Source organism: Bradyrhizobium sp. BLXBL-01 (genome assembly GCF_051853025.1).
Classification (GTDB): domain Bacteria; phylum Pseudomonadota; class Alphaproteobacteria; order Rhizobiales; family Xanthobacteraceae; genus Bradyrhizobium.
Genome location: NZ_CP182471.1, coordinates 6,012,343 through 6,039,036 on the forward strand (window position 1 = coordinate 6,012,343; position 26,694 = coordinate 6,039,036).

26 protein-coding genes and 1 tRNA gene are annotated in these 26,694 nt (G+C 65.1%); 16 read left to right on the plus strand and 11 right to left on the minus strand.

The genetic code is table 11. From position 1 onward, the window contains the following. The gene (locus tag ACNJYA_RS27890) at positions 1 to 216 is read right to left on the minus strand and encodes a hypothetical protein (RefSeq protein WP_212254704.1); all 216 of its coding nucleotides are present in this window, start codon (positions 214 to 216) and stop codon (positions 1 to 3) included. Positions 217 to 306: 90 nt separating this feature from the next. Here ACNJYA_RS27890 and ACNJYA_RS27895 point away from each other — a divergent pair, with 90 nt between their 5' ends. After that, positions 307 to 1,029 carry a DUF72 domain-containing protein gene (locus ACNJYA_RS27895; protein WP_212254703.1) on the plus strand — a complete coding sequence of 241 codons (723 nt, stop codon included), beginning with the start codon at positions 307 to 309 and terminating at the stop codon, positions 1,027 to 1,029. A 2-nt stretch (positions 1,030 to 1,031) separates the two neighbouring features. On the opposite strand, the gene ACNJYA_RS27900 is transcribed toward ACNJYA_RS27895, so the two are convergent. From ACNJYA_RS27900 to ACNJYA_RS27910, 3 genes are all read right to left on the minus strand, one after another. Then, positions 1,032 to 2,219, minus strand: a complete 1,188-nt coding sequence (locus tag ACNJYA_RS27900; protein WP_439363918.1) for a CaiB/BaiF CoA transferase family protein — start codon at positions 2,217 to 2,219, stop codon at positions 1,032 to 1,034. A 28-nt stretch (positions 2,220 to 2,247) separates the two neighbouring features. Beyond that, the gene (locus ACNJYA_RS27905) at positions 2,248 to 2,439 is read right to left on the minus strand and encodes a hypothetical protein (RefSeq protein WP_439363919.1); all 192 of its coding nucleotides are present in this window, start codon (positions 2,437 to 2,439) and stop codon (positions 2,248 to 2,250) included. Between the two features lie 326 nt (positions 2,440 to 2,765). After that, positions 2,766 to 3,449 (minus strand): GntR family transcriptional regulator, encoded by a 684-nt coding sequence (locus ACNJYA_RS27910; RefSeq protein ID WP_439363920.1) that lies wholly within the window; start codon positions 3,447 to 3,449, stop codon positions 2,766 to 2,768. Between the two features lie 154 nt (positions 3,450 to 3,603). Here ACNJYA_RS27910 and ACNJYA_RS27915 point away from each other — a divergent pair, with 154 nt between their 5' ends. Genes ACNJYA_RS27915 through ACNJYA_RS27940 form a run of 6 tightly spaced genes read left to right on the plus strand, consistent with a single transcriptional unit; the run spans position 3,604 to position 9,572 of the window. Continuing rightward, positions 3,604 to 3,786, plus strand: coding sequence for a hypothetical protein (locus ACNJYA_RS27915; protein WP_439401048.1), 183 nt, complete (start codon positions 3,604 to 3,606; stop codon positions 3,784 to 3,786). Further along, complete coding sequence (locus tag ACNJYA_RS27920) at positions 3,783 to 4,340, plus strand: TRAP transporter small permease (protein ID WP_439363921.1); 558 nt, start codon at positions 3,783 to 3,785, stop codon at positions 4,338 to 4,340. Before ACNJYA_RS27915 ends, ACNJYA_RS27920 begins: the two co-directional genes overlap by 4 nt. Continuing rightward, the gene (locus ACNJYA_RS27925; protein ID WP_212254698.1) at positions 4,337 to 5,692 is read left to right on the plus strand and encodes a TRAP transporter large permease; all 1,356 of its coding nucleotides are present in this window, start codon (positions 4,337 to 4,339) and stop codon (positions 5,690 to 5,692) included. The genes ACNJYA_RS27920 and ACNJYA_RS27925 overlap by 4 nt, the downstream gene beginning before the upstream one ends. 17 nt (positions 5,693 to 5,709) lie before the next feature. Next, positions 5,710 to 7,119, plus strand: coding sequence for a malonyl-CoA decarboxylase (locus ACNJYA_RS27930; protein WP_439363922.1), 1,410 nt, complete (start codon positions 5,710 to 5,712; stop codon positions 7,117 to 7,119). Then, complete coding sequence (locus ACNJYA_RS27935; protein WP_439363923.1) at positions 7,116 to 8,636, plus strand: malonate--CoA ligase; 1,521 nt, start codon at positions 7,116 to 7,118, stop codon at positions 8,634 to 8,636. Before ACNJYA_RS27930 ends, ACNJYA_RS27935 begins: the two co-directional genes overlap by 4 nt. 48 nt (positions 8,637 to 8,684) lie before the next feature. After that, positions 8,685 to 9,572, plus strand: a complete 888-nt coding sequence (locus tag ACNJYA_RS27940) for a VOC family protein (protein ID WP_439401049.1) — start codon at positions 8,685 to 8,687, stop codon at positions 9,570 to 9,572. Positions 9,573 to 9,652: 80 nt separating this feature from the next. Here the strand turns inward: ACNJYA_RS27940 and ACNJYA_RS27945 are convergent, their stop codons facing one another. From ACNJYA_RS27945 to ACNJYA_RS27970, 6 genes are read right to left on the minus strand one after another with little or no spacing between them, the layout of a single operon-like run. Beyond that, complete coding sequence (locus ACNJYA_RS27945) at positions 9,653 to 10,702, minus strand: LacI family DNA-binding transcriptional regulator (RefSeq protein ID WP_172783845.1); 1,050 nt, start codon at positions 10,700 to 10,702, stop codon at positions 9,653 to 9,655. Then, positions 10,699 to 11,343, minus strand: a complete 645-nt coding sequence (locus tag ACNJYA_RS27950; RefSeq protein ID WP_172783844.1) for a ThuA domain-containing protein — start codon at positions 11,341 to 11,343, stop codon at positions 10,699 to 10,701. Before ACNJYA_RS27950 ends, ACNJYA_RS27945 begins: the two co-directional genes overlap by 4 nt. A gap of 10 nt (positions 11,344 to 11,353) precedes the next feature. Continuing rightward, positions 11,354 to 12,451: a Gfo/Idh/MocA family protein gene (locus ACNJYA_RS27955; protein WP_439401050.1), complete on the minus strand. Its 1,098-nt coding sequence runs from the start codon at positions 12,449 to 12,451 to the stop codon at positions 11,354 to 11,356. Between the two features lie 19 nt (positions 12,452 to 12,470). Next, the gene (locus ACNJYA_RS27960; RefSeq protein WP_439401051.1) at positions 12,471 to 13,316 is read right to left on the minus strand and encodes a carbohydrate ABC transporter permease; all 846 of its coding nucleotides are present in this window, start codon (positions 13,314 to 13,316) and stop codon (positions 12,471 to 12,473) included. Then, on the minus strand, positions 13,309 to 14,250 hold the full coding sequence (locus ACNJYA_RS27965) for a carbohydrate ABC transporter permease (protein WP_439401052.1): 942 nt from the start codon (positions 14,248 to 14,250) through the stop codon (positions 13,309 to 13,311). The genes ACNJYA_RS27960 and ACNJYA_RS27965 overlap by 8 nt, the downstream gene beginning before the upstream one ends. 2 nt (positions 14,251 to 14,252) lie before the next feature. Beyond that, on the minus strand, positions 14,253 to 15,518 hold the full coding sequence (locus tag ACNJYA_RS27970) for an extracellular solute-binding protein (protein WP_439401053.1): 1,266 nt from the start codon (positions 15,516 to 15,518) through the stop codon (positions 14,253 to 14,255). Positions 15,519 to 15,682: 164 nt separating this feature from the next. Between ACNJYA_RS27970 and ACNJYA_RS27975 the strand changes: the two genes are divergently transcribed. The 3 genes from ACNJYA_RS27975 to ACNJYA_RS27985 all read left to right on the plus strand — a co-directional run bounded on the left by ACNJYA_RS27975 (position 15,683) and on the right by ACNJYA_RS27985 (position 17,561). Then, complete coding sequence (locus ACNJYA_RS27975; protein WP_439401054.1) at positions 15,683 to 16,441, plus strand: SDR family NAD(P)-dependent oxidoreductase; 759 nt, start codon at positions 15,683 to 15,685, stop codon at positions 16,439 to 16,441. Positions 16,442 to 16,936: 495 nt separating this feature from the next. Beyond that, complete coding sequence (locus tag ACNJYA_RS27980) at positions 16,937 to 17,215, plus strand: hypothetical protein (protein WP_172783838.1); 279 nt, start codon at positions 16,937 to 16,939, stop codon at positions 17,213 to 17,215. 109 nt (positions 17,216 to 17,324) lie between these two features. Continuing rightward, a complete protein-coding gene (locus tag ACNJYA_RS27985) occupies positions 17,325 to 17,561 on the plus strand; it encodes a hypothetical protein (protein WP_172783831.1) in 237 nt (78 codons plus the stop codon). A gap of 74 nt (positions 17,562 to 17,635) precedes the next feature. Here ACNJYA_RS27985 and ACNJYA_RS27990 read toward each other — a convergent pair. Next, positions 17,636 to 17,710 (minus strand) — tRNA-Gln (locus ACNJYA_RS27990). Positions 17,711 to 17,959: 249 nt separating this feature from the next. Between ACNJYA_RS27990 and ACNJYA_RS27995 the strand changes: the two genes are divergently transcribed. From ACNJYA_RS27995 to dxs, 6 genes are all read left to right on the plus strand, one after another. Then, positions 17,960 to 19,738 (plus strand): acyl-CoA dehydrogenase, encoded by a 1,779-nt coding sequence (locus tag ACNJYA_RS27995; protein WP_212254690.1) that lies wholly within the window; start codon positions 17,960 to 17,962, stop codon positions 19,736 to 19,738. A 224-nt stretch (positions 19,739 to 19,962) separates the two neighbouring features. Next, the gene (locus ACNJYA_RS28000) at positions 19,963 to 20,721 is read left to right on the plus strand and encodes an enoyl-CoA hydratase-related protein (protein ID WP_212254689.1); all 759 of its coding nucleotides are present in this window, start codon (positions 19,963 to 19,965) and stop codon (positions 20,719 to 20,721) included. Between the two features lie 210 nt (positions 20,722 to 20,931). After that, on the plus strand, positions 20,932 to 22,593 hold the full coding sequence (locus ACNJYA_RS28005; protein ID WP_212254688.1) for a bifunctional metallophosphatase/5'-nucleotidase: 1,662 nt from the start codon (positions 20,932 to 20,934) through the stop codon (positions 22,591 to 22,593). A 122-nt stretch (positions 22,594 to 22,715) separates the two neighbouring features. Continuing rightward, complete coding sequence (locus tag ACNJYA_RS28010) at positions 22,716 to 23,645, plus strand: histone deacetylase family protein (protein WP_439401055.1); 930 nt, start codon at positions 22,716 to 22,718, stop codon at positions 23,643 to 23,645. Positions 23,646 to 23,718: 73 nt separating this feature from the next. Beyond that, positions 23,719 to 23,970, plus strand: a complete 252-nt coding sequence (locus ACNJYA_RS28015) for an exodeoxyribonuclease VII small subunit (protein ID WP_008132970.1) — start codon at positions 23,719 to 23,721, stop codon at positions 23,968 to 23,970. A 626-nt stretch (positions 23,971 to 24,596) separates the two neighbouring features. Further along, on the plus strand, positions 24,597 to 26,525 hold the full coding sequence (dxs, locus tag ACNJYA_RS28020; protein ID WP_212254687.1) for a 1-deoxy-D-xylulose-5-phosphate synthase: 1,929 nt from the start codon (positions 24,597 to 24,599) through the stop codon (positions 26,523 to 26,525). Positions 26,526 to 26,694: the final 169 nt, after the last annotated feature.

Consider the following 26,694-nt stretch of genomic DNA (forward strand, 5'->3'; position numbering starts at 1 on the left):
TCAGGAGATCTCGCGCGGCAGCTTCCAGTCCGGGCGCGGCGCGAATGTCTCGTCGACGCGCTCGACGTGATAGCCGTCGGGCAAGAGGTGACCGCCCTCCTCGTCGGCGACCGGGACATCGGTGACCAGGCCCTCGATCAAGGCGGCTTCCCACACCTCCTTCTCGGTCGGAAAGGGATTGCCGATCTGCTTGTTGCCTTCGAACAGCGCGTACATCGGTTCCGGTCCTTACGTTGATGCGCACGAGAAACGTATCGGCCGTACGGACGTTCCCTCCGGCAAATAGCAACGGATGGCACGTGAAACATGGCGCGCGTTCTGATCGGAACTTCGGGCTGGCACTACGCCTCCTGGCGCGGCCCGTTCTTCCCCGAGGGCGTGACGCTGAAGCAGCAACTTCGCTACTATGCCGGGCAGTTCGACACCACGGAGCTGAACGGGGTGTTTTACCGCACGCCGACGCCGGAGGCAGTGACGGGATGGCGCGAGCAGACCGGCCGCGATTTCGTGTTCGCCTGGAAGGCGTCGAAATTCATCACGCACTGGAAGCGCCTGTCGGACCGCTCCGTCAACAGCCTCGAGCTGCTCGAGGACCGCATCACGCGGCTCGGCGGCAAGGCCGGCCCGATCCTATTCCAGCTGCCGCCGCAGTTCGAGGCGAATGCGGACCGGCTCGCGTCGTTCTTCAAGCTGCTGTCACGAAAGCGGCGTTACAGTTTCGAATTCCGTCATCCGAGCTGGTATCAGCCGCGCATCCTGCGGATGCTGACTGAGGAAAACATCTCGCTGTGCCTGTCCGACCATCACGATGCGCCGGCGCCGTGGAAGCGCACGGCGGATTTCGTCTATGTGCGCGGACACGGGCCAAGCGGGCGTTATCACGGGCACTATACGAAGGCCACGCTGGCGCAATGGGCCAAGCGCATCACGTCGTGGAAGCGGCAGGGCTGCGACGTCTACGTCTATTTCGACAACGACCAGAAGAGCGCAGCACCGGCCGATGCCAAGGCGCTGAAGCTGCTGCTGTGATGCTAGATGATGCCGCCTTGCCGAAGCGCTGCGATCTGGTCCGCATCATAGCCGAGCTCGGTAAGGACGACATCGGTGTGCTCGCCGAGCGTCGGCGGGCGGCTTGCGATCTCGCCGGGCGTTTCCGACAGCCGCACCGCGGCGCGGGCGACCGGCGCCTGCTTCGGCAGGCCGGGATAGTCGACATGCTGCATGAAGCCGGCGGCGCGGATATGCGGATGATCCAGCGCCTGCTGCGGTGAGAGCACGGGGCCGGTCGGGATCATCGCCTGGCCCAGCGTATCGACCGCCTCCTGCGTGGTGCGCTCGGCGCACCAGCGCGCCATCCGCTCGCTGATGATGCGGCCGTTGTTGCCGCGGCTGATGTCGTCGGCAAAGCGCGGGTCGTTCAGCCACACCTCCTCCTCGCCCATCAGCCGCGCCCAGCGCTTGAACAGCGGATGACCGGTGACCTGGCACAGCACCCAGCCGTCCCTGGTGCGGTAGATGTCGGCAGGAGCCGCGGTCTGGCCGAGATTGCCGGTCGGCACGCGGTTGACGTTGATGACGGCCTGCTCGATCAGCGTGGCATTGGTGAAGGACAGCGCGGTTGCGAGCAGCGCGCCCTCGACGATCTGGCCGCGCCCGGATTTGCCGCGCTCGATCAGCGCGGCGAGCGTGCCGAAGGCGCAGTGCAGCGCGGTGCCGAAATCGACCCAGTTCACCGCGGCCCGATACGGCGGATCGCCCGCGCCCGTCATGTACACCGAGCCCGACATCACCTGGCCGACGCCGTCGAAGCCGACCCGGTCGGACCACGGGCCCGGCCCGCCGAACGCGGTGGCCGTGGTCAGGATGATGTCCGGCTTGATCGCCTTCAGCGAGTCGTAGTCGAGCTTCATCGCGCGCAAGGTCTGCGGCGGCAGGTTGGCGACCACGACATCCGCGGTCGCGATCAGGCGGCGCATCACCTCCTGGCCTTGCGCCTTCATCGGATCGAGCGTGATGCACTTCTTGTTGCGATTGACCTGGAGGAACAGCGCGCCCTCGCCGCCTTCGCCCACCGGCGCGACGAAACGATCCTCGCTGCCGTCGCGCTTCTCGATGCGGATGACCTCGGCCCCGAACTCGGCCAGCAATGTGGCGCAATAGGGCCCGGCGATATAGCGCCCGAAATCGAGCACGCGCACGCCCTCCAAAACTCCTCCCATCGGCTTCTTCCCCAGTGTTTTACCCAGATTACAGGGAATGGTTGCCGCGGCAAGATGGGCCAGCGCTCAGGCCTCGCGGCAGCGTCAGCTTGGAACGGGCGCGATCGATCCGGCTGTTGAAATGCAGGCTGATCGCCACCGCATCGCCCGAGACGGTTGCACCGGAGTCACATGAGACGAACGCGAGAGAGGATGCTGCTCGGCCAAGGAAGATCAGCATCCAAGGCCGAGCAGCATCCTCTGCAGATCGGGAATGAGACGTTCGGGCGAAAGCTCCCGGCTTCTACGCTCAGTCCGGCGGGACTTCTCATCATTGCTCCGAGATTCCCCAACGGAACTGGTCGCGAGCTGCCGGGCAGGTTCGACCGAACTCCGCACCTCGCCGCGTGGAGCATCTCCCATCATCCTCCTTTCACGTGCAAACGAGAGGCTGTGAAGCCACGCTCCGCAACTGAGAAATATCTGGATGAGGGCCGTGCTGTTTCAACGGTGAACGCTGCGGCATGTCCGCTTCGCTCTCGGAGAGCAGAGGCGAACAACCCACGTCTATTTCGCAGTCTCCCTCCTGCCTTCGGCAGGAGACTGGCCGGCGGGTGAAAGGCCGAGGACCATGTCCGAGAACCGTTCGCCCTGCACCAGGACGTGGTCGTGGAGGCGCGTCGCGGCCAATTGCTCGTCGCCGGCGCGGATCGCTTCCAGGATGCCGGCATGCTCCTGCAGCGATTGCAGCAGCCGGTTGCGCGCCCGCAGCTGGATGCGGCGATAGGCGCTCAAGCGCTTGTGCAAGGCGAAGGCCTGATCGGCCAGGAAGCTGTTGCGGCTGGCGCGGTAGATCGCTTCGTGAAAGTTGCGGTTGTCGGCGTAATACTGCTCGCTGTCGCCGTTTCGCGCGGCCGTCTCGCAGGCCCGGTGCGCAGCTTCCATCGCCGCATCATTGTCCGGCGTCAGCCGCCGCGCGGCCAGCCGTCCGCAGGCGCTTTCGATCTCCGCCATGGTCTCGAACATCTCGAACAGCCGGGTCGGTGACGGGACGCTGACAATGGCGCCGCGTCGCGGGCGGACATCGATGAAGCCTTCGGCGCCGAGTTGCAGCAGCGCCTCGCGGATGGGCGTCCGCGACACGCCGAATCGCTCCGCCAGCGAGGCTTCGTCCAAGCGATCGCCGGGTTGAAATTCCCCTGCAATCACAGCGTCTTCGATGGACTGCTTCAGTCTGAAGGCCTGGCTCATTGTATACACCCGATCCTGCAATTCCATACCATACGCTTGACAAAACATACAGCATGCAGTTCATATATGAATTGTATGCAAGATTAGAAATAAAAAATGCAATCTAGCGCGGGAGGTATGGAATGAGGTCGAAGCGTTCGGCCGCAATGCTGCGGTGGAAGACGACGTTCGTGTCGCCAAGGTCTACCAGGCCGCCGGCGCGACGGTGCACGATCTCGACGACAAGACGGTTCAGGCCTGGCGGGATCTTTCGCGCGAGACGGCCTGGAAGGATTACGCGGGCAAGAACGAGAACTGCGCCCGCCTGATCAAGCTCGCCATGGAGGCGGGCTCATGAGCGCGCACGGCATCGATCTCGGTCATTCCACCGCCGTGACCGCGGCGCGCCCCGGCTCCCCGGTCGGACGGATCGCGCGCGCGATGACCCTGCTCAACAGGGTGATCGTCGTGCTCTGCTCGATCGCGCTCATCCTCGCGAGCACGATCCTGAGCTACAGCGTGGCCGCGCGCTACTTCTTCAACGCGGCAACCTATTGGCAGGACGAGGCCGCGGTGTTCCTGCTGGTCGGCGCCACGTTCCTGTCCACCGCGTTCGTACAGGCCGGGCGCGGCCATATCGGCATCGAGGCGCTCACCGGCTACCTCTCGAAGCGCGGCAATGCGATCCGCATGCTCGCGGTCGACGCCGCGAGCCTATCGTTCTGCGCCTTCTTCGCCTGGAAATCCTGGACGCTGTTCCACGAAGCCTGGGTCGACGGACAGGTGTCCGGATCGACCTGGGCCCCGCCGCTGTGGATTCCCTACAGCATGATGTCGCTCGGCATGACGCTGATGACGCTGCAGATCGCGCTTCAGCTGGCCGCGAGCCTCGAGACATGGAGGAGCAAATGAGCACGCTTGCCGTCGGATTGATGTATGGTGGTGCGACCCTCGCCGTCATGGCTTCGGGCATGCCGATCGCGCTGGCGCTCGGCGCGGTCGCCGTCATCTTCATGTACTACTTCATGCCCGCCGCATCGCTCGATACGGTGACGCAGAACGTCTACGAGGAGATGGCTTCGATCACGCTGCTGGCGATCCCGCTCTTCATCCTGAAAGGCGCCGCGATCGGCAAGTCGAAGGCGGGACAGGACCTCTACAGCGCGCTCCATGTCTGGATGGGCCGCATCCCCGGCGGTCTCGGCATTGCCAACGTGTTCGCCTGCGCGCTGTTCGCCGCGATGGCCGGATCGTCTCCGGCCACCTGCTCGGCGATCGGCTCCGCCGGCATTCCCGAGATGCGCAAGCGCGGCTATTCCGGCGGCTTCGCCGCGGGCGTGATCGCCGCCGGCGGCACGCTCGGCATCCTGCTGCCGCCCTCGATCACCATGATCCTGTACGCGGTCGCCGCCGAGCAGTCGCTCGGACGTCTCTTCCTCGCCGGCATCGGGCCGGGCCTTCTGCTGGTGCTGCTGTTTGCGACCTATGCCGTGCTGAGGTTCAAGGCCGAGTACAAGGCGGCGCAGCGCGCCTATGCCGCCGATCCGGCACAGCATCCGATCCTGTCGAACGAGCGCTTCACCATGGCGATGCGCTTCGGCGCGCTGCCGCGCGTGCTGCCCTTCGTCGTGCTGCTCAGCGGCGTCATGATCGCGCTCTATGGCGGCTATGCGACGCCGTCGGAAACCGCCGGCCTCGGCGGCATCCTGGCGCTGGTCCTGATCGCCTCGATCTACGGCGTGTGGCGGCCGCGGGATCTCGGCCCGATCCTGGAATCGACGCTGAAGGAATCGACCATGCTGATGCTGATCATCGGCATGTCGCTGCTCTACTCCTACGTCATGAGTTATCTCCACATCAGCCAGGGCGCGGCGCAGGCGATCGTGGCGATGCATCTGTCACCATGGGTGCTGCTGGGCGCGATCCTGGTGCTGGTGGTCGTGCTCGGCTTCTTCCTGCCGCCGGTCTCGATCATCCTGATGACCGCGCCGATCATCCTGCCGCCGCTCAAGGACGCCGGCTTCGACCTGATCTGGTTCGGCGTGGTGATGACGATCGTGATGGAGATGGGCCTGATCCACCCGCCGGTCGGGCTCAACATCTTCGTCATCAGGAATATCGCGCCCGACATCCCGCTGCGCGACGTGATCTGGGGCACGCTGCCTTTCGTCGTGCTGATGGCGTTCGCGGTGGTCCTGCTCTGCCTGGTCCCGTCGATCTCCACCTTCCTGCCCAATCTGGTGATGGGCGCCCCGACGCGTTAACCGAGGAGGCATGAACCATGCTGAGCGACATCCGATCCGGACGCATCGCGGCACCCGAATTCCTGCAAGGGCTGATCGACACGTTGACGCAACGCGGCCGCGCGGTTCTCGGCATCAAGCCGGATCGCGAGGCGAGCGAGGATCGCGACCTCGCGCTTCTGGGCGAGGCGCTGCTGTCGCGTCGGGGCGAAGCCTCCGGCGTTGCGATCGCGCAATCGCTGCTTGCCGCGTTCGAAGCCGCGGCCGAGCCGCAGCGGCTCAAATTTCTATCCTCCCTCGCCGACCGGTTCGGGCCCGACCGCCGCGCCATCGAGCTCGCGATCGCCGCCTACCAGCGCAAGGAGGGTGGCGACGGCAGCAAGCTCGAGGCGCTCCATGCCGCCGCGGAGCCACGCCGGCAGGAGCTGATCCGGCGCCTCAACCTCGCGCCGGGCGGAACGGCCTCGCTGGTGCGGATGCGCGAGGTGCTGCTCGCGCTGCTGCGCGAGCATCCCGAGCTGCAGGCCGTCGACGACGACTTCGTCCATCTGTTCTCGTCCTGGTTCAACCGGGGGTTCCTCGTGCTGCGACCGATCGACTGGACCACCTCGGCCAACATCCTGGAGAAGATCATCAGGTATGAGGCCGTCCACGCCATCCAGGACTGGGACGATTTGCGCAACCGGCTCGAGCCGCCGGACCGCCGCTGTTACGCGTTCTTCCATCCGCAGCTGGTGGACGAGCCGCTGATCTTCGTCGAGGTCGCGCTCACACGCGAGATTCCCGGCGCGATCGGACCGCTGTTGGACAAGTCGCGCCAGGCGATTGCCGCGCACGAGGCGACCACCGCCGTGTTCTACTCGATCTCGAACACGCAAAAGGGCCTCGCCGGCGTCTCGTTCGGCAACTTCCTGATCAAGCAGGTGGTGCAGGATCTCGCCCGCGAGCTGCCGAACCTGAAGACCTTCGTCACCCTGTCGCCCGTGCCCGGCCTTGCCGGCTGGGCGAGGCGCGAGCTCAAGAGCGAGGCATCGGCTGCGATCGACGACGACACGCGCCGAGCGATGGCCGCGATCGAGGACGGCGGCGATATTGCGCAGGCGAAAGAGGCCATCACCGCGCTTGCCGCCTATTACTTCCTGAAGGCGAAGCTGCCGTCGGGCAAGCCGGTGGACCCGGTCGCCCGCTTCCACCTCGGCAACGGCGCACGCCTGGAACGGCTGAATTTCCTCGGCGACGCCTCCGCCAAGGGCATGAAGCAGTCCTACGGGCTGATGGTGAACTATCTCTACGCGCTCGAGCACATCGAGGCGAACCACGAGGCCTTTGCGGAAGCCGGGACCGTCGTCGCTTCCGACAACGTGAAGAAGGCGCTTCGCGCGAAACTGTCGTCGCGCGACCTCGTTCCCAGTCCTCACACCAACTCGCAACGGAAGATCTCGTCATGAGCTCGAACCTGTACGACCGCCTGCTCGCCGGCGCGGAGTCCGACCAATCCATCTGCATCGAGAAGGACGACGGCACGGCGTTGAGCTATGCCGAACTCGCCGCCCTCAGCGGCAGGTTCGCGAACTTCCTCGCCAGCATCGGCATCGGCCCGAACCACCGCGTCGCGGCCAAGGTGGAGAAATCCGTCGAGGCCGTCGCGCTCTATCTTGCAACGCTGCGCGCAGGCGCGGTCTATCTGCCGCTCAACACCGCCTATACGCCGGCCGAGACCGAGTACTTCATCCGCGACGCGCAGCCGACATTGATCGTGTGCGATCCCAGGGAAGAGGCCGATTTGCGCGTCATCGCCGCCAAGGCAGGCGGCCGGGTCGAGACGCTCGATCAGCGCGGCAAGGGTTCGCTCGTCCAGGCCGCGGCGGACTTCCCGGCGCGATTTGACACCCTCGCCAGGACGAACGACGATCTCGCCGCCATCCTCTACACGTCGGGCACGACCGGCCGCTCGAAGGGAGCCATGCTGACGCACGGCAACCTGTCTTCGAACGCGCTGACGCTCGTAAAGGAGTGGCGCTATTCGAGCAAGGACGTGCTGATCCATGCCCTGCCGATCTATCACGTTCACGGGCTCTTCGTGGCCTGCAACGTCTCCTTCGCCGCCCGCGCGCGCATCCTGTTCATGCAGAAGTTCGACGCCGAACGCATCCTGGCGACGATGACGCGCAGCACGGTTCTGATGGGCGTGCCGACCTTCTATGTCCGCCTGCTCGAGAGCCCTGACCTGAACGAGCGAAGCACCGCCAACATGAGGCTGTTCGTCGCCGGCTCGGCGCCGCTTCTGGCCGAGACACATCGGGCCTGGAAGGCGCGGACCGGGCATGCGATCCTGGAACGCTACGGCATGACCGAGACCGGGATGATCGCCTCCAATCCCTATGAGGGGCCCCGCATTGCCGGCTCGGTCGGCCGGCCGCTTCCCGCCGTCGAGGTTCGCGTCACCGATCCGGAGACCGGCGCAATGCTCCCGGTCGGCGACGTCGGCATGATCGAGGTGAAGGGGCCCAACGTGTTCGCGGGCTACTGGAACATGCCGGACAAGACCGCGGCCGAATTCCGCGCCGACGGCTTCTTCATCACGGGAGATCTCGGCAAGCTCGACGCGGACGGCTACCTGCACATCGTCGGGCGCGGCAAGGACCTCATCATCACCGGCGGGTTCAACGTGTATCCCAAGGAGATCGAGACCGAGATCGACGCGATTCCGGGCGTCTCCGAGAGCGCGGTCGTCGGCGTGCCGCACGCCGATTTTGGCGAGGGGGTCACCGCGGCGGTGGTTCGCGCGCCGGGCTCGTCGGTCGACGAGCGCGCCATTCTCGCCGCGCTGTCGGGACGCTTGGCGAAATTCAAGCAGCCGAAGCGGGTCGTGTTCGTCGACGGCCTGCCGCGCAACGCGATGGGAAAGGTCCAGAAGAACGTCCTGCGCGAACGCTTTGCCGATCTCTATTCCGGCCGGGCGTAGCATGCTTTAGGATGCACGCGTTCGTCCCCCAGCGAGAAGTGCACACCCATGCCGCAGCAATTCGACCGATCCAAAGAAGATCTCGGCAACGCCATCCATTTCGAGCACGTCAACATCCAGGTCCCGGACCAGCGCCTCGCCACGCTGTTCTACGTCGCCGGGCTCGGGCTCACCCGCGATCCCTACCTGATGGTGTCCGATACCAACATGTGGATCAACGCCGGGCGGAGCCAGTTTCATCTGCCGAGCGGCCGGCCGCAGGTGCTGCGCGGACACGTTGGCCTCGTCATCGAAGGCCGCGAGGCGCTGCTGGCGCGGCTTGCATCGGTCGCGAAGAAACTCGAGGGCACGGCGTTCGCATTCAGGGAGCACAACGACCATGTCGAGGCAGTTTGCCCCTGGGGTAACCGCGTGCGCTGCTACGAGCCCGACGCCGCGCGGTTCGGCCGGATCGCGCTCGGCATTCCCTATGTCGAGTTCGACGTGCCCAAGGGAACGGCCGCCGGCATCTGCGCCTTCTATCCCGAGATCATGGGCATGCCCGCGAGCCTGCGGAACGGCGAGGCCGCTGTTGCCGCCGTGACGACGGGCCGCAACCAGCATCTGCTGTTCCGCGAGACCGACCGGCCGCCGGGCGACTATGACGGTCACCATGTGCAGATGTACATCACCGACTTCTCCGGTCCCTACCGCAAGCTGCTTGCGCGCAAGCTGATCTCCCGCGAGGACAATCAATACCAGTACCGGTTCTGCGACATCGTCGACCTCGACAGCGGCAAGCCGCTGTTCACGGTCGAGCACGAGGTGCGCTCAGCGACCCATCCGATGTTCATGCGGCCGATGGTCAATCGCAATCCGGCGCTCAACAACCGCAATTACGCCTTCGGCCACGACGAGTCGTCCTGGGCGATGGGGCCGGACCAGTACGAGGGATAATCCTCACGAAGCGCTTGCGCAGGTTATTGTTTGAGCATGATCTTTTCGGAAAACCGCTTCACACTTTTCCGGATCATGCCCTACGGCAGATTGTCCCGCAGGAAGATGTCGATGCGGATGCGCTCCTGGTCGGGGCTGATCGGCTCGCCCGAACAATGCGCGAGCAGGACTCGCGCCGCAGACCGCGCCTCATGGCCGGCATCCTGGTTGATGACGGCGTCGAGCGTGCCGCGCACCAGGAACCGCCTGGTGTGCTCGGTCAGCTCATGGGTGATCCAGACCACCTCGCGCGCGCGGCCCGAAGCCTCGAGCGCATCGGCGATGCCGCGGTTTCCGGCGCCGCAGCAATAGATGCCGCGGAGATCGGCATGGCGCGCGAGCAGCGCGGCCGTGAGGTCCCGCGTGCGGTCGCTGTCGTCGCGCCCCTCGATGACGGGGAGTGCGGACAGGTTCGCATACTCACTCGACAGGATCTGGTGGAAGCCGAACTGCCGTTCGGTGTGATCGCGCAGCGACAACGATCCCGCAATCACGGCGACGGTGCCCTCGCGCCCGGCAAGGAAGCGCCCCATCAGCGTGGCGGCGGTGCGGCCCGCGGCCGGATTGTCGATCCCGACATAGTGCACCCGCGACGAACTCGGCGCGTCCGACACCAAGGTCACCACGGCGACCCCGCGCGCGACGAGCTCGTCGATCGCGGCGCGAACCCTGGGATGATCGAGCGCGATGACGGCGACACCCTGATAGGCCGGCGAGAGGTTCTCCAGTGCACCGGCAAGGACATCGGGGTCGAACACGTCGACATGGTGGATGTCGATGAAGCCGCGATGGCCGGCGAGCCAGCCCGCGGTGCGCGCGACCTGCTCGCTGAGATTGGTCATGAAGCTGTTGCTACCGGTCGGCAGCACAAAAGCAAAGCGGAAGGTCTGCCCGCGGGCGAGCCGCGCCGCGGCAACATCGGCGCGATAGCCGAGCTTTGCCACCGCGGCCTCGACACGCGCGACGGTCTTGGCACGAACACCCTCGCGCCGGTTGACGACGCGATCGACGGTGGCGAGCGAAACGCCCGCCGCGCGCGCGACGTCCTCGAGCGTGGCTCGAAGCACCGGCTGGGTCGCGCCTTCAGTCATTCGCGCGCGGCCCACAGCATGCCGCGGGTCATCAACGTCCGGATCTCCGGCACGTCGAGCTCGTAGGCGCGGTGGCCCAGCGAGGAGTAGAACACCCTCCCCGCGCCATAACGCTTCTTCCACACCACCGGCATCACCACGCCCTCGATCCAGGGCGCGTGCTCACCGGTGAAAGTCGTCGTTGCCAACACCTCGTTGGCGGGATCGACATGCATGTAATACTGCTCGGAACGATGCTCGAAGCTCTTCAAGCCGTTCATGATGGGATCGTCGGGCTTGGTCACGTCGACCTTGTAATCGATGATGTTGCCGGGATGCGCAACCCATTGCCCGCCACACAGGAACTGGTAGTCCACAGAATCGCGGAAGGCATCGCACATGCCGCCATGATGGCCGGCGAGCCCGACCCCGCTGCGCACCGCAGCGCAAAGATTCAGCGCATCCGCCTTTTCGATCTTGGACATGGTGTAGATCGGGATGATCAACGAGAGATCATGGATTTTGGGATCGCCGAATGCCTCGGTCGTGGTTTCGATCCGGACCTCAAAACCTTCCGCCTTCAGCCAGCCGCGGATCATCGAAGCGCAGAGATCGGGATCGTGTCCCGGCCAGCCACCCCATACAATCATTGCCTTGCGCATGGTCATTCCCTCAATCGATCTGTCCGGTTTCACGTCCGGCCGGCAGCATCGCCGGCCGCTCGACGCGGCTCTCGATCTTGACGCGGCGGCCCTCGTCGGCGGAGGTCTGGAACGCCTCCATCACCTCCAGCACGTGGAAGGCCAGCGCGCCGCTGGCGCGATGCGGCCTGTCGTTCAGGATCGCGCCAGCCATGTCGGCGACGCCGATCGAGCGGAACTCGCCCTCGACGTGACCGTGCGTCAGCGGCATCACCTCCCATTCGCCGCCGGTCTTTGCCACCTGCACCTCGCCGCCGAAGCGATTTGGATCGGGCACCAGCATGCTGCCTTTGTCGCCGTAGATCTCGATCGGCGCATGCCGATGTTTCGGCACGTCGAAGCTCATCGTGATCGACACCACTGCGCCGCTCTCGAATTCCAGCGTCCCGGCGACATGGGTCGCGACCTCGACCGGAATCACCGCGCCGTTCATCGGCTGGCTGGTGACGAGGCGCTCGTTCCTCGGACGCGCGGTCGAGCCCATCACGCTGGCGACCGGACCGAGCAATTGCACGAGATCGGTGATGTAATACGGCCCCATGTCGAGCATCGATCCGCCGCCGCGCAGGTAGTAGAAGCCGGGCGCCGGATGCCAGCGCTCGTGGCCGGGACAGCCGAAGAAGGCACTGCCCGCGACGGGCGTGCCGATCGCGCCGTCGTCGATCAGCTTGCGCGCGGTCTGATGGCCGCCGCCAAGGAACGTATCGGGCGCGCAGCCGACGCGCAGGTTCTTCTGTGCGGCGAGCTCCATGACCTTGCGCGCTTCCGCGACATTGATGCCGAGCGGCTTCTCCGAATGAACGTGCTTGCCGGCGTTCAGCACCGCCAGGCTGACGTCGGTGTGGGCGAGCGGCACCGTGAGATTGACGACGATTTCGATATCGTCGCGCTTCAACAATTGGTCGACCCGCATTCCCGGCAAGCCGAATGCCGCGCCCTGGCGCTCGGCAACCTCGCTGCGCATGTCGGCGAGCGCCCTGAACTCCATGACCGGAAAGCGCTGGGCCGCCTTGAGGTAGGCGGTGCTGATCACCCCGCAGCCTATGATTCCGACGCCGACTTTTCTCATTATGATCTCCTCAGATGGCTCATCCCTTGACCGCGCCTGCGGTGAGGCCGGCCACGATGTGCTTCTGCGCCAGCAGGAACAGAATGATCGTGGGCAGGATGGTGAGCGTGATGAAGGCCAGGATCAGGTGCCATTCGGACGAGTATTCGCCCTGGTAGACCATGATGCCGAGCGGCCAGGGATACAGCGCATCGGTGTTCAGCATCACCAGCGGCAGCAGATAGGCGTTCCAGCTGTTGACGAAGGTGATGGTGCCGACGGTCGCCAGGATCGGACGCGACAAGGGCAGGGTGACATAGCGGAAGAACTTGATGTAGCTGCAGCCGTCGACCAGCGCGGCCTCGAGCAGCTCGTATGGAATGTCCTTGAAGAAGCGGCGCAGCAGCAGCACGCTCATGGCGAGGCTGAACGCCACCTGCGGCAGCGCGACGCCGAAATAAGTGTCGAGCAGGCCGAGATCCCGCACCTTGATGAACAGAGGCAGCACGGCGGTCGCAGCGGGAAACAGCAGGCCCAGCGTCAGATAGCTGAGCAGCATCGATGAGCCGAAGAACCTGACATGAGCGAAGGTGAACGCGGCCATCGAAGCCGTGATCAGGGTCAGCGTCACCGCCAGCGTCGAGATAACAAGCGAATTGCGCAGGAGCTGCCAGTAGCGCGCCGAGAACAGGATGTCGGCGTAGTTCTGCCACTCCCAATGCCGGGGCAGGCCGAACGGATTGACGCGAAGCTCGCCGAGCGACTTGAAGCCGCCGAGCAGGGTCGCGAGCAGCGGCACCAGGACGAAGATCGCGATCAGGCCGAGGAACAGCGCCTTGAACAGCACGGCGGGATCGAACGCGCTTCTGGCCCCGGCACTACTCATCGCGCATGAACCATCGCTTGTAGGTGAAGGCGAAGGTCACGCAGATCGCGAACAGGATGACGCCGATGGCGCTGCCGTAGCCGACCCGCATGCGCGAGATGCCGTTGTTGTAGAGAAAGCTCACCATCGTGTTCGAGGAGTCGGCCGGTCCTCCGCGCGTCAGCGGCATGACGAGATCGAACAGCTGCAGCGATCCGATGATGGCGAAGAACACCGACAGGCGGATCGTGGGATAGAGCAAGGGGATCACGACGTGGCGCAGCGTCTGCGTCCGCGTCGCGCCGTCGATACGGGCGGCCTCGACCAGGCTCTTGTCGAGGCTTTGCAGCGCGGCGATGAACAGCATCATGTGGAAGCCGAAATACTTCCAGACCACCACGATCAGCACCGCCAGCATCGCGGTGTCGGTCGAGGCCAAGAGATGCGGAGGCTCGGCGCCGAAGGCGCGCCAGATCGAAGCGACGAGGCCGTAGTCGCCGTCATAGACGAAGCTGAAGATCAGCCCGGTCGCGATCTCGGCGAGGATATAGGGCATGAAGAACAGCATGCGCAGCGCCACGGCGCCGCGAAAGCGCTCCGCCAGCATGAGGGCCAGCGTGAGCGCAAGCGGCAGCTGGACGGCGAGCGAAACGGCGATGATCAGCCCGTTGTTGCGCAGCGCGAGCCAGAAGGCCCGCGTCTCCAGCACGAAGCGGTAATTGTCGAAGCCGATCCAGTTCGTCGGCCTGCCGAAGCCGTTCCAGTTGAAGGCCGAGTACCAGGCGGCCTCGCCGATCGGCAGCACCACGAACAGCGTGAACAGCAGCAGCGCGGGCGGCAGGAACAGGATCAGGACCGTGAAGCGGCCATCCCAGCCGGGGCCACGAACCGCGACCTGAGGAGCCGCCTCGCCGGCAACGCCGATCGGCGAGGACATCGCGATCCGTCGCGCCACCGTCAGTTACCTTGCTTGTACGCCGCTTCGATGGCTTTCGCAGCGTCCTGCGGGCTCATGCTGCCGCCGGCGATCTCAGCCGTGACGTCGTTGACGACGCGGCCGACCGACGGGCCGAGGCTCTGGTCATAGAAGTTCTGGTGATAGTTGGACTTCGCCAGATTGGCCGCGATCTGCTTCAAGAAGGCGCTGTTGAGGCCCGCCTCGCCGCCCTTGACGACGGGAACGATGAAGTTGCCGGCGGCGAGCCGCGCCTGCACGTCCTTGGAGACGAAGAACTTCAGGAAGTCGGTGGCTTCCTTGGGCGCCCCCTTGGTGATCAACCAGCCGGTGATGCCGCCGAGCGTGTCTGACGGCTCACCCTTGCCGCCGGGTACGACCGGAAAATCGAACCAGCCAAGCTTGTCGTCGCTGAGACCGACCTTGTCGGCGGCGAGTGCGCGCTGGGTGTGATAGAAGGACGAGATGGCCAGGATCATCGCGGCCTTTCCATCACCGAAATAGCCGACGGCCTGCGGGTTCTTGAAGCCGAGGAAGCCGTTCTGGAACGGCTGCAGATCGACCAGCTGCTTGAACAGCTCGCCGGATTTCTGGAAGGTCTCCCCCGCGAAGCCGCCATTCTCACCCTTCAACGCAGCATCGAAGGCCGGCTTGCCGCCGACTCGCACTGCGAGATGCGTCCAGTAGAAATGCAGCGGCCATTTATCGGCACCGCCGACCACGATCGGCGTAACACCCGCGGCCTTCAGCGTTTTCACCGCGCCGAGCAGATCGTCCCATGTCTTGATCTTGCCTGCATCGACATTGCCCTTGGCCATCAAATCCTTGTTGTAGAGGAAGCCGACCTGCGAGAGCGCGGTCGGCAGGCCATAGACCTTGCCGTTGCTGGTGAAGGCGGCGAGCGCCGCCGGTGCGATCGTGTCGCTGTAGCCGCCGCTCTTCACAGTATCGGTGATGTCTTCCAGGACGCCGGCCTCGATCTGGGTCTTCAGGACCCCGCCGGCCCAGCTATAGATGATGTGCGGCCGGTCCTTCGATTGCAGGATGGTCGGCAGCTTGGCCTTGTAGGCCTCGTTCTCGAGGAACTGCATCTCGACCTTCACACCGGGGTGCGACGCCTCATAGCTGCGCGCGACCTCCTCCCAGATCTTCACCTGGGCCGGGTTGACCTCGATGTGCAGCCATTTGACCGTGGTGTCGGCTGACGCGGAACTGGCCCAAAGCAGGCATGCGACAACGGCGAGTCCCAGTTTCCCGAGCGATCTCATCACATCCTCCCAACCGGCTGTTATTCTTTGACGCAATCCTGCCCTCAATTTTTGAGGTACGCAACACAAAATCTGATCTATGCACCTCACCAGCGGAATGGCTAAGGTTCAAAAAAGAGTCGGTCGCGGCCCGCCGCGCCGGCCGCGACAAAACGAGGTGCCCAATGGCCGCCATCTATTCCGACCTCGCTGGCAAGGTCGTGCTCGTCACCGGTGGCGCAGCCGGAATCGGCGCTGCGATCGTGCGCCGTTTTGCGGACCAGAAATCCAAGGTGGTGTTCTTCGACATCAAGATCGACGAGGGACAGCGCCTGGCACGTGAGCTGTCCGACCAGGGACTGGCCGTGCATTTCCAGCACGTCGATCTCACCGACATCGGCGCGCTGCGTGCCGGCGTCGTCGCGGCACGCAAGGCTCATGGCCCGATCAACATCCTGATCAACAACGCCGCGCATGACGAGCGGCACAACACCGAGGAGATGACGCCGGACTATTGGGACGACCGCATCGCGGTGAATTTGAAGCACCAGTTCTTTGCATCGCAGGCCGTGTTGCCGGACATGAAGGCGGCCAATGCCGGCGCCATCATCAATTTCGGCTCGGTGTCGTGGATCGCAGGACAAGGCGGCATGGCCGCCTACACCGCCAGCAAGTCAGGCGTGATCGGGCTGACGCGCTCGCTGGCGCGCGACTATGGCCCCTACAACATCCGCGTCAATGCGATCGCGCCGGGCTGGATCATGACCGAGCGGCAGCTCGAGAAATGGATGACGCCGGCCGGCGAGATCGAGCTGCAGCAGCGACAATGCCTGAAGCGCAGGCTCATGCCGGACGAAGTTGCGAAGTTCACCGTCTTCCTCGCCTCCGACGAGGCCTCCGCCTGCACCGCCCAGCATTACATCGTCGACGGCGGCTGGGTCTGAGATGTCGCGCGAGGCCGGCCGATGCCCTCGCTCAACGTCTTGCCGCTGGCGACATTGACGAAGTGCAGCGAAGCGCAAGCTGGACAGCGGACGGGGACGTGCGTGTCCGCGGCGTCGGAGGCTGTGCCGGGAAGCCAGTGCTGCACGTTCATGCCCGTGCGGGGGCACTTGAAGATGACGTTGCGCTCCATGCCGTAAATATGCGCGCGGCGCGGCGGCCTTGAAATTGCGGGCCAATACTTAGGCAAATGTCCTGAACGGAGTCACGCGGGAAGCGGCCAAGATCTCGCGCAGCGCTTGTGGGCAAGTTGTCAATCGAGAGCATCCGCGGCCTTGAGCTGGATCAAGACAGGTTTGTGACACGGACTATAGCGTTGTGTCGGCGTCGGGAACGCTTTTTCGAGGCCCCTTGCCGGAGCGAGCGACGTTCGGATTCCGAGGCATTGCCGGCGCCGCTTTCTCGGCAACGGACGACGCCCGATCAGGAGAACGGACATGCTTGCCGACATTGACACCGACGATCTCACCGAGGTCGTGCGCTATGCCCTGGAGACGACCCGCGCGACGACGGCCTGCCCCTTCCATTGCGACGTGATCGTCCGCATCGGCGATGACGCCGCCGAGAGCCACGCCTTCGAACGTGCCAAGCGGATCGTCAGATGCGACGGCGCGGAATGGGACAAGGAGGCCCTCAGGGCCGAGCTTGGCCGTCAGCTCGGCGCAGCCGCAGACGGGCGCTGCCCGAAGTGCGATCCGACCGCCTCGTGCACCTAGCGCGCCGCGATTGGTTCCTTTGCAGGATTCTGCGTCGACGCAACGCGCCGACGACGTGCCAGCGCAGATCGTCGCCGCCCCGGCGGCTTAACTTGTGTGAAGGCCGCAGATGCAATTGACCCTTAGCCTGAACGACGCGCGTCGTGCACCAGAGGTCGGACGTTCCGTGAAAGTGACAAAGCCGATCGCCTCCATCATCCGGGGCAGATCCAAGACGGATAGCCCGCCGCCGGACGGGGACGACGAACGTCAGCTGCCGCCATCGACCGAGAGGCGTCAGGTCGTCGATGAGTACGCCGAAAACCTGCGGAAGATCATCCGGAGACTGCTTGGAAGGCTGAACTGATCGCGCTTGGGCGCATCCTTGGGCGCTTTGCCCGAACCAGTCGACCGCCTTGCGATCTTGCTGAACGGGGAATCTGGCTGGGGCGGGAGGGATCGAACCTCCGAATGGCGGAATCAAAATCCGCTGCCTTACCGCTTGGCTACGCCCCAACAGACGACGAACGGAACGGGTCGAACCGGCACCCGCAGATTCCCGTCGGTCGCTGCCGGTCTATAGGGAGCGGCGGGGCATTTCAACCGCCTGGAGGGGCAAAAAGGGCCAGGCGGCTGGCGGCCAACACTCTATTCTGGGCCCGAATGGCCTGCCCGTTCCGGCCAGACGATCCTGCGTCCCGGCAGTTGAGACCGCCCCCGTTTCATGGGAATACGGCGCCAACAATTGTTCTCGGGGAGTGAGCCATGACCTACCGCGCGCCGATTTCTGACATGCTGCTGTCGCTCAACCATGGCGCGGGCCTCAAGGCCGCCTTGGAGGCCGGCCATTACGGCGATTTCGACGCCGACATTGCCGCGGCCGTGCTGGAGGAAGCCGGCAAATTCGCAGCCGACGTGCTGGCGCCGCTCAACAAGGTCGGCGACGAGCACGGCATCAAGCTCGAGGGCGGCAAGGTCACGACCGCGCCGGGCTGGCCTGACGCCTACAAGCGCTGGATCGAGGGCGGCTGGAACGCGGTGTCCGGCCCCGAAGATTTCGGCGGCCAGGGCCTGCCGCTCGCGATCAACGCCGCCTGCTCCGAGATCTGGAGCGCGGCCAACGTCGCCTTCGGCCTCTGCCCGCTGCTGACGGCGTCGGCGATCGAGGCGCTGGATGCCCATGGCAGCGACGAGCTGAAGACAATCTATCTCGAAAAGCTCGTCTCCGGCGAATGGACCGGCACGATGCAGCTGACCGAGCCGCAGGCCGGCTCCGACGTCGGCGCGCTGCGCACCCGCGCCGAAAAGCAGGCGGACGGCACCTATCGCATCAAGGGGACGAAGATCTTCATCACCTATGGCGAGCACGACATGACCGACAACATCGTGCATTTCGTGCTGGCGCGTCTGCCCGATGCGCCCGCCGGCACCAAGGGGATTTCTCTCTTTCTTGTTCCCAAGTTCATGGTCAACGCCGACGGCTCGCTGGGGCAGCGCAACGACATCTATGCCAGCGGCGTCGAGCACAAGCTCGGCATGCATGCCTCGCCGACCTGCACCATGACCATGGGCGATCATGGCGGCGCGATCGGCTTTCTGATCGGCGAAGAGAACCAGGGCATGCGCTGCATGTTCACGATGATGAACCAGGCCCGCCTCGGCGTCGGCCTGGAGGGCGTCGGCGTCGCCGACCGCGCCTACCAGCAGGCCCTGTCGTACGCGCAGGAGCGCCGCCAAGGCCGCGCGGTCGGCAAGACAGGCGACGGCTCGGATGCGATCTTCGTGCATCCCGACGTCAAGCGCATGCTGATGCGGATGCGGGCGCAGACCGCGGCCGCGCGCACCATCTGCTATGCGACCGCCGTCGCGATCGACGTCTCGATCCGCGCCAAGGATCCGAAGGTACGCACTGAAGCAGCTGCGCGCGCGGCGCTGCTGACGCCGATGGCCAAGGCCTATTCCACCGATATCGGCAACGAGGTCGCCTATCTCGGCGTGCAGGTGCATGGCGGCATGGGCTTCATCGAGGAGACCGGCGCGGCCCAGCACTACCGCGATGCCCGTATCACCGCGATCTACGAGGGCACCAACGGCATCCAGGCGATCGATCTCGTCACGCGCAAGTTAGCTGCCAATGGCGGCGCTTCGGTGTGGGCGCTGCTCGACGAGCTCTCGGCAACCGTCAAGAAGGTGGAGGCCTCCAACGATCCCGCCTTCGGCACCACGGCCGCCAAGCTGCGCGAGGCGCTCGACGCGCTGGCGCGCACCAGCAAATGGCTGTTGGAGCGCGTTGCCTCCGCGCCGAACGACGCGCTTGCGGGCGCGACGCCCTATCTGCAGCAATTCGGCGCGACGCTCGGCGGCTGCCTGCTCGCCTCCGAGGCGCTCGCCGCCAAGGCCGAAGGCCTCGGCGATGCGCCACGCTACGTCGCGCTGGCGCGCTTCTTCGCCGAGAACATCACGGTGCAGGCGGGCGCGCTCGAGCGCACCGTGACCGAGAGCGCGGAATCGGTCGCGGCGGCGGATGCGGCGTTGCTGGGGTAAGAAAGCTGTAGCCGGATGGAGCGGTAGCGTAATCCAGGGCGGGTGTCTCTCGTGGCGGGCGACCACCGGATTTTTCTAAGCGTTTTGTCGCAATTGTTGCGATGCGCTACGGTGCCATGTGGGAATACGCCGAAAGATTGAGCCAGCGCATTGGCACGCCTGCGGGATGATGTAGGCTATTGCCTGGCGAGACTCGCGAAGCGGCGAGCGCAAGAGGGGCTCTCATGGCGAATGGCAATATCGTCGTCACCGAAGAGCGCGGAACGCGCGTGATCACCCTGCGCCGCCCGGGCAAGAAGAACGCGATCACCCAGGACATGTACCGGGAGATGAGCCACGCCATCGACACCGCCCAGAACAATCCGGACATCCGCTGCATGATCATCACCGGCGGCTCGGGCGTCTTCACCGCCGGCGACGACATCGACGATTTTCTCCACGCCGACGCCTCGCGCCCCGAGATGCTGTCGAACGGCGTCAAATTCCTCTACTCGCTCGCCCTCAATGCCAAGCCGATCATCGCAGCCGTCGACGGCGCCTCGATCGGGATGGGCACCGTGATGCTGTTCCACTGCGATTATGTGCTGGCCTCGAACGCGGCGACCTTCTCCGCGCCCTACATCCATCTCGGGCTGGTGCCGGTCGGCGCGGCCAGCCTGTTGATGCCGAACACGATGGGCTACCAGCGCGCCTTCGCGATGCTGGTGATGGGGCGCAGCTTCACGGCCGCGGAGGCCCATGCCGCAGGCTTCGTCAACACCGTGGTCTCGCCGGGACACACCGAGATCGAGGCGCGCAAGGTGGCGCGCGAGCTCTGCCGGCTGCCGGCCGAGGCGGTTGCGACCTCGCGCAAGCTGCTGCGCGCCCCACCCGAGGAGCTGACCCGCCGCATCGACCAGGAAGGCCATCTGTTCGGCGACCGGCTCAAGTCGGAGGAGGCGATCGCCGCGTTCAATGCGTTCGCGAACAGGAAGAAGCGGTGAGGCCCCGAGTCCGTTAGTCGTAGGGTGGGCAAAGGCGCACTTGCGCCGTGCCCACGCCTTAAGACGTGGGCACGCTCCGCTTTGCCCACCCTACGATACTGCGGTCGAGGACAGGATCCCTTATCCAGCGCCATAGCCAAAGCAAACAGAGCCCGCTCAATCACGACAATGCTTCGTGAAATCTTCGCGCGGACCGACTAATCTGATTCCATGCGATATGTCTTACGATCCATCCTCGCCGCGCTGACTCTCGCCTCCACCCTGCCCGCTTCGGCCCAGAGCACAGCCCCCGTCGAGCTGCGCGTTCTCGCGATCAACGATTTCCACGGCAATCTGCGGCCGCCACCGGGCGGCATCCGCATCAATGACCCCGAGGACAAGTCCAGGAAGGTGACGGTGGCGGCCGGCGGCGCCGAGTACATGGCGACGCTGGTGAAGCAGCTGCGCGAAGGGCACAAGAACACCGTCTTCGTCGCCGCGGGCGACCTGATCGGCGCGAGCCCGTTTCTGTCGGCGATGTTTCACGACGAGCCGTCGATCGAAGCGCTCTCGATGATGGGCCTTGCGATCAGCTCGGTCGGCAATCACGAATTCGACGAGGGCAAGACCGAGCTCCTGCGCATGCAGAACGGCGGCTGCCATCCCGTCGACGGCTGCCAGGGACCGCATCCCTTCGCGGGCGCCAAATTCCATTATCTCGCGGCCTCCACCGTCGAGACTGCGACCGGCAAGAGCGTGCTGCCGCCCTACGAGATCCGGGAATTCGACGGCGTTCCCGTCGCCTTCATCGGCCTGACCTTGAAGGAGACCGCCGGCATCGTCTCGCCAGCGGGCATCGCCGGGCTCGAATTCCGCGACGAGGCCGAGACGGTGAATGCGCTGGTGCCGCAGCTGAAGGCGCGCGGCGTCGAAGCGATCGTGGTGCTGATCCACCAGGGCGGCGATCCCGCCGGCGACTACAATGAATGCCCTGCGATCACGGGACCGATCGTCGACATCGTCAGAAAGTTCGACCGTGCCGTCGACGTCGTCGTCAGCGGCCACACCCATCGCGCCTATGTCTGCGATATCGACGGGCGGCTCGTCACCAGCGGCGACAAATACGGCACGCTCATCACCGCGATCGACCTCAAGCTCGATCCCGCAACGCGCGACATCGTCGGCGCCAAGGCCGAGAACGTCATCGTCGCCAATGCTTCGCTGGCCAGGGATCCCGAGCAGACCGCATTGATCGACGCCTACGACAAGCTCTCCGCGCCGATCGCCAACCGGCCGGCGGGCTCGGTGACGCAGACATTGTCGCGCGTGCCGAACGAGGCCGGCGAAAGCGCGCTCGGCGATATCATCGCCGACGCGCAATTGCTCGCAACCCGCGATGCGAAGGATGGCAGCGCTGTCATTGCGCTCACCAATCCCGGCGGCATCCGCACCGACATCGTTCCGAAGGAGAACGGCGCCATCACGTTCGGCGACGTCTTCGCCAGCCAGCCGTTCCGCAACCGCCTCGTCACCATGACGCTGACGGGCAGCCAGCTCAAGGACATGCTCGAGCAGCAATGGCTGGACCCGAAGCGGCCGCGGATTCTCCAGGTGTCGAACGGCTTCAGCTATACTTGGGATGCTTCAAAGCCGTTCGGCGAGCGCATCAGCCTCGAGAGGATGACGCTCAACGGCACGCCGATCGAGGCTGGAAGCGGCTACCGTGTCACGCTGAACGATTACCTCGCCGTCGGCGGAGATGGGTTTACCGTCGCCAAGCAGGGCACGGCGCCGCAATATGGCGGCTACGATGCGGACGCGCTGTTCGCGTTCTTTAGGGCGCACGGGCCGGTCGGTCCGCTGCCGCCCACCCGCATCCTGCGGGTGAATTGATCCGGATCAAGCGAGCAGGCCTTTGCCATTCCCGGCCAAGCGCCTAGATTGGGTTTTGCATTGCGTTTTGGCGCCGGATGCGCCAACGACGGCAAAAGCCCGCATCCCATGAGGCCGACCTGATGAGCACGCTTCTCCTTTCCCACAAGGCCTGCCTCGACCATGTCACGCCGCCGGGACACCCTGAGCGGCCGGATCGCCTGCGCGCGGTGGAAGAAGCTTTGTCGCATGAGCGCTTCCAGTTCCTGGCGCGCGATGAGGCGCCGGAGGGCGATCTCGATCTCGTCACGCTCTGCCACAACGAGCATTACGTCACCGAGCTGCGCCACATCGCTCCGACCAGCGGGCAGGTCTATATCGACGGCGACACCTCGATGTCCCCCGGCACGTGGGAGGCGGTGATGCGCGGCGTCGGCGGCGCGGTGGCGGCGACCGAAGCGGTGATGGCGGGCGAGCATCGCAACGCCTTCGTCGCGGTGCGCCCGCCCGGACATCACGCCGAGATCGGCAAGCCGATGGGCTTCTGCTTCTTCGACAACGTCGCGATCGCCGCGCGCCACGCCCAGCGCAAATACGGCATCAAGCGCGCGGCCATCGTCGATTTCGACGTGCATCACGGCAACGGCACGCAGGACATCTTCTGGTCGGACCCGACCGTGATGTACTGCTCGACGCACCAGATGCCGCTGTTTCCGGGCACCGGCGCCAAGGGCGAGCGCGGCGATCACGACACCATCGTCAATGCGCCGCTCGCCTCCGAGGATGGCGGCCCGGAATTCCGCTCCGCGTTCGAGAATCTGATCCTGCCGCAGCTCAAGAAATTCAGCCCCGAGCTGCTGATCATCTCGGCCGGCTTCGATGCGCATTATCGCGATCCCCTGGCTTCGCTGAACCTGCGCGCGGAGGACTATGCCTGGGTGACGCGCAAGCTGATGGATCTCGCCGACAAGACCGCTGGTAGCCGCATTGTTTCGGTGCTCGAGGGCGGCTATGACCTGCAGGGACTGAAAGAATCTGTTACGGCGCATGTCGGCGCCCTGATGGGCGCTTGACGCACCCGCCACATTACGCCCGCAAAACTCTGCTTTCTCCAAGGTGAAGCGAAGCGGGCAATCGGAAACGGATATGGCCGAAAATACGCAAGTCGACGTCTCCAGGCTCACCTTCGAGCGCGCGATCGAGGAACTCGAAACGATCGTGAAGCGGCTCGAGGACGGCAAGGTGCCGCTCGAGGAATCCGTGACGATCTACGAGCGCGGCGAGGCGCTGAAGCGCCGCTGCGAGGAGTTGCTGCGCCAGGCCGAGGCGCGCGTCGACAAGATCACCACCGATGCCAGCGGCCAGGCCACCGGCACTGCGCCGCTCGACGTCCAATAAAGATTGCTTTCCCGCTCAGTCTCCTGACGACCCAGGGCCGCGCGAGACGCGACGGCAGGTCCGCGCAAAATGTCTTCGCGGGGAGCGTGGCCGCTGCATCCTGGGATCGCACGGCGCAGTTCCCGGCCGGCAGCGGTTCCGGGGGTGGATCGATAACGTCCCCGCCCCAAAATCGGGTCTTGCGGCGAGAAAAGCTCCGATTCCGGGCAAAAAAGCCTGCCAGGAACCGAGCAAGGCCGGAACCCCTTACCCCCGGCCAAGGTTAACCACTCTGGCCCGCGAGTTGCACTTGCATACCCCTAATCGGCCCAGCGGGTTGGCTTTGGCCCAAGCTTTGGTGTAAAGCTGCGCGGAGTGTGGCTTTTTGCGAGCCTTGCGTGGGCACTGATTACCGACGACAAGTGCTTCAAACTGCTGTTGAAATTGGCTTGGACGGACGAAGCCGATCTAAGTGACAGGGATCACAGAGACTGAACCGGAGCGCACTTAAGCTTACCTAAGCTTGAAGGCGGGGCCTTGCCCCGTGCAGGTGGCTCCGACGGTTATAGGACTCGCGCTGCGCCGATATTGTGCAAACCCATCGCGCACCGGAATGACCTTCCGGTGCTGACAAATTGGAAATCGCCGTGAACGCATACAGTAAGACGCCGCTTCTCGACACCATCCGGACACCGGAAGACCTGCGCAAGCTCAAGGTCGAGCAGGTACGCCAGGTTGCCGACGAGCTGCGGCAGGAGACCATCGATGCCGTCTCGGTGACCGGCGGTCACTTCGGCGCGGGCCTCGGCGTGGTCGAGCTCACCACCGCGATCCATTACGTCTTCGATACGCCGCGCGACCGGCTGATCTGGGACGTCGGCCACCAGGCCTATCCGCACAAGATCCTCACCGGCCGGCGCGACCGCATCCGCACGCTGCGCACCGGCGGCGGCCTGTCCGGCTTCACCAAGCGCAGCGAGAGCGATTACGATCCGTTCGGCGCGGCGCATTCCTCGACCTCGATCTCCGCCGGCCTCGGCATGGCCGTGGCGCGCGACCTCTCCGGCGGCAAGAACAACGTTATCGCGGTGATCGGTGACGGCGCGATGTCGGCCGGCATGGCCTATGAGGCCATGAACAACGCGGGTGCGATGAACTCGCGCCTGATCGTCATCCTCAACGACAACGACATGTCGATCGCGCCGCCGGTCGGCGCCATGAGCGCCTATCTGTCGCGCCTCTACTCCGGCAAGACCTATCGCACGCTGCGCGATGCGGCCAAGCAGATCAACAAGCGCCTGCCCAAGATCCTCGCCAACCGCGCCAACCGCGTCGAGGAATATTCCCGCGGCTTCATGATGGACGGCGGCACGCTGTTCGAGGAGCTCGGCTTCTACTATGTCGGCCCGATCGACGGCCACAACCTCGACCATCTCCTGCCCGTGCTGAAGAACGTCCGCGACATGGAGACCGGCCCGATCCTGGTCCACGTCGTGACGCAGAAGGGCAAGGGCTACGGCCCGGCGGAAGCTTCCGCCGACAAGTATCACGCCGTCGTCAAGTTCGACGTCGCGACCGGCACGCAGGCCAAGGCCAAGCCGAATGCGCCGGCCTATCAGAACGTGTTCGGCCAGAGCCTCGTCAAGGAAGCGCAGAAGGACGACAAGATCGTCGCCATCACCGCGGCGATGCCGTCGGGCACCGGCGTCGACATCTTCAACAAGGCCTTCCCCGACCGCACCTTCGACGTCGGCATCGCCGAGCAGCACGCGGTGACCTTTGCCGCGGGTCTTGCGACCGAAGGCTACAAGCCGTTCTGCGCGATCTACTCGACCTTCCTGCAACGCGGCTACGACCAGATCGTGCACGACGTCGCGATCCAGAACCTGCCCGTCCGCTTCGCCATCGACCGCGCCGGCCTCGTCGGCGCCGACGGCGCGACCCACGCCGGCTCGTTCGACAACGCCTATCTCGGCTGCCTGCCCAACATGGTGATCATGGCAGCTAGCGATGAAGCCGAGCTGGTGCACATGGTGGCGACCCAGGTTGCGATCAACGACCGCCCGAGCTCGCTGCGCTATCCGCGCGGCGAAGGCCGCGGCATCGAGATGCCCGAGGTCGGCATCCCGCTCGAGATCGGCAAGGGCCGCATGATCCGCCAGGGCAGCAAGATCGCACTGCTCTCCTTCGGCACGCGCCTCGCCGAATGCGAGAAGGCGGCCGACGAGCTCGCCGCCCACGGCCTGTCCACGACGATCGCCGATGCGCGCTTCATGAAGCCGCTCGACACCGAGCTGGTGCTCAAGCTCGCGCGCGACCATGAGATCCTGATCACGATCGAGGAAGGCTCGGTCGGCGGCTTCGGCTCGCATGTCGCGCAGTACCTGACCGACCAGGGCGTGCTCGACAGCGGCATGGTCAAGTTCCGCTCGATGGTGCTGCCCGACGTGTTCCAGGATCACGACACCCCGGCCGCGATGTACGCCCGCGCCGGCCTCGACGCCAAGGGCATCGTCGCCAAGGTGTTCGAAGCGCTCGGCAAGGATGTGAAGACCGAGACGGTCAAGCTGGCTTGAGGCTCGCGACAGACGCTGAACCCCACCTCTCCCATCGGGAGAGGTCGGATTGCGCAAGCAATCCGGGTGAGGGATTCAGGTCCAACGTGAGAGCGTAACCCCTCACCCGCGCCTTCGGCGCGACCTCTCCCTCCGGGAGAGGTTTTGCACCGCCGACGCCGCGGCAACT

Excerpts from the sequence above, each read along its gene's own strand:
- ACNJYA_RS27890 (WP_212254704.1), bottom strand. The coding sequence starts at position 216 with ATGTACGCGCTGTTCGAAGGCAACAAGCAGATCGGCAATCCCTTTCCG.
- ACNJYA_RS27895 (WP_212254703.1), top strand. The coding sequence starts at position 307 with ATGGCGCGCGTTCTGATCGGAACTTCGGGCTGGCACTACGCCTCCTGG.
- ACNJYA_RS27900 (WP_439363918.1), bottom strand. The coding sequence starts at position 2,219 with ATGGGAGGAGTTTTGGAGGGCGTGCGCGTGCTCGATTTCGGGCGCTAT.
- ACNJYA_RS27905 (WP_439363919.1), bottom strand. The coding sequence starts at position 2,439 with ATGCTGATCTTCCTTGGCCGAGCAGCATCCTCTCTCGCGTTCGTCTCA.
- ACNJYA_RS27910 (WP_439363920.1), bottom strand. The coding sequence starts at position 3,449 with ATGAGCCAGGCCTTCAGACTGAAGCAGTCCATCGAAGACGCTGTGATT.
- ACNJYA_RS27920 (WP_439363921.1), top strand. The coding sequence starts at position 3,783 with ATGAGCGCGCACGGCATCGATCTCGGTCATTCCACCGCCGTGACCGCG.
- ACNJYA_RS27925 (WP_212254698.1), top strand. The coding sequence starts at position 4,337 with ATGAGCACGCTTGCCGTCGGATTGATGTATGGTGGTGCGACCCTCGCC.
- ACNJYA_RS27930 (WP_439363922.1), top strand. The coding sequence starts at position 5,710 with ATGCTGAGCGACATCCGATCCGGACGCATCGCGGCACCCGAATTCCTG.
- ACNJYA_RS27935 (WP_439363923.1), top strand. The coding sequence starts at position 7,116 with ATGAGCTCGAACCTGTACGACCGCCTGCTCGCCGGCGCGGAGTCCGAC.
- ACNJYA_RS27940 (WP_439401049.1), top strand. The coding sequence starts at position 8,685 with ATGCCGCAGCAATTCGACCGATCCAAAGAAGATCTCGGCAACGCCATC.
- ACNJYA_RS27945 (WP_172783845.1), bottom strand. The coding sequence starts at position 10,702 with ATGACTGAAGGCGCGACCCAGCCGGTGCTTCGAGCCACGCTCGAGGAC.
- ACNJYA_RS27950 (WP_172783844.1), bottom strand. The coding sequence starts at position 11,343 with ATGCGCAAGGCAATGATTGTATGGGGTGGCTGGCCGGGACACGATCCC.
- ACNJYA_RS27955 (WP_439401050.1), bottom strand. The coding sequence starts at position 12,451 with ATGAGAAAAGTCGGCGTCGGAATCATAGGCTGCGGGGTGATCAGCACC.
- ACNJYA_RS27960 (WP_439401051.1), bottom strand. The coding sequence starts at position 13,316 with ATGAGTAGTGCCGGGGCCAGAAGCGCGTTCGATCCCGCCGTGCTGTTC.
- ACNJYA_RS27970 (WP_439401053.1), bottom strand. The coding sequence starts at position 15,518 with ATGAGATCGCTCGGGAAACTGGGACTCGCCGTTGTCGCATGCCTGCTT.
- ACNJYA_RS27975 (WP_439401054.1), top strand. The coding sequence starts at position 15,683 with ATGGCCGCCATCTATTCCGACCTCGCTGGCAAGGTCGTGCTCGTCACC.
- ACNJYA_RS27980 (WP_172783838.1), top strand. The coding sequence starts at position 16,937 with ATGCTTGCCGACATTGACACCGACGATCTCACCGAGGTCGTGCGCTAT.
- ACNJYA_RS27985 (WP_172783831.1), top strand. The coding sequence starts at position 17,325 with ATGCAATTGACCCTTAGCCTGAACGACGCGCGTCGTGCACCAGAGGTC.
- ACNJYA_RS27995 (WP_212254690.1), top strand. The coding sequence starts at position 17,960 with ATGACCTACCGCGCGCCGATTTCTGACATGCTGCTGTCGCTCAACCAT.
- ACNJYA_RS28000 (WP_212254689.1), top strand. The coding sequence starts at position 19,963 with ATGGCGAATGGCAATATCGTCGTCACCGAAGAGCGCGGAACGCGCGTG.
- ACNJYA_RS28005 (WP_212254688.1), top strand. The coding sequence starts at position 20,932 with ATGCGATATGTCTTACGATCCATCCTCGCCGCGCTGACTCTCGCCTCC.
- ACNJYA_RS28010 (WP_439401055.1), top strand. The coding sequence starts at position 22,716 with ATGAGCACGCTTCTCCTTTCCCACAAGGCCTGCCTCGACCATGTCACG.
- ACNJYA_RS28015 (WP_008132970.1), top strand. The coding sequence starts at position 23,719 with ATGGCCGAAAATACGCAAGTCGACGTCTCCAGGCTCACCTTCGAGCGC.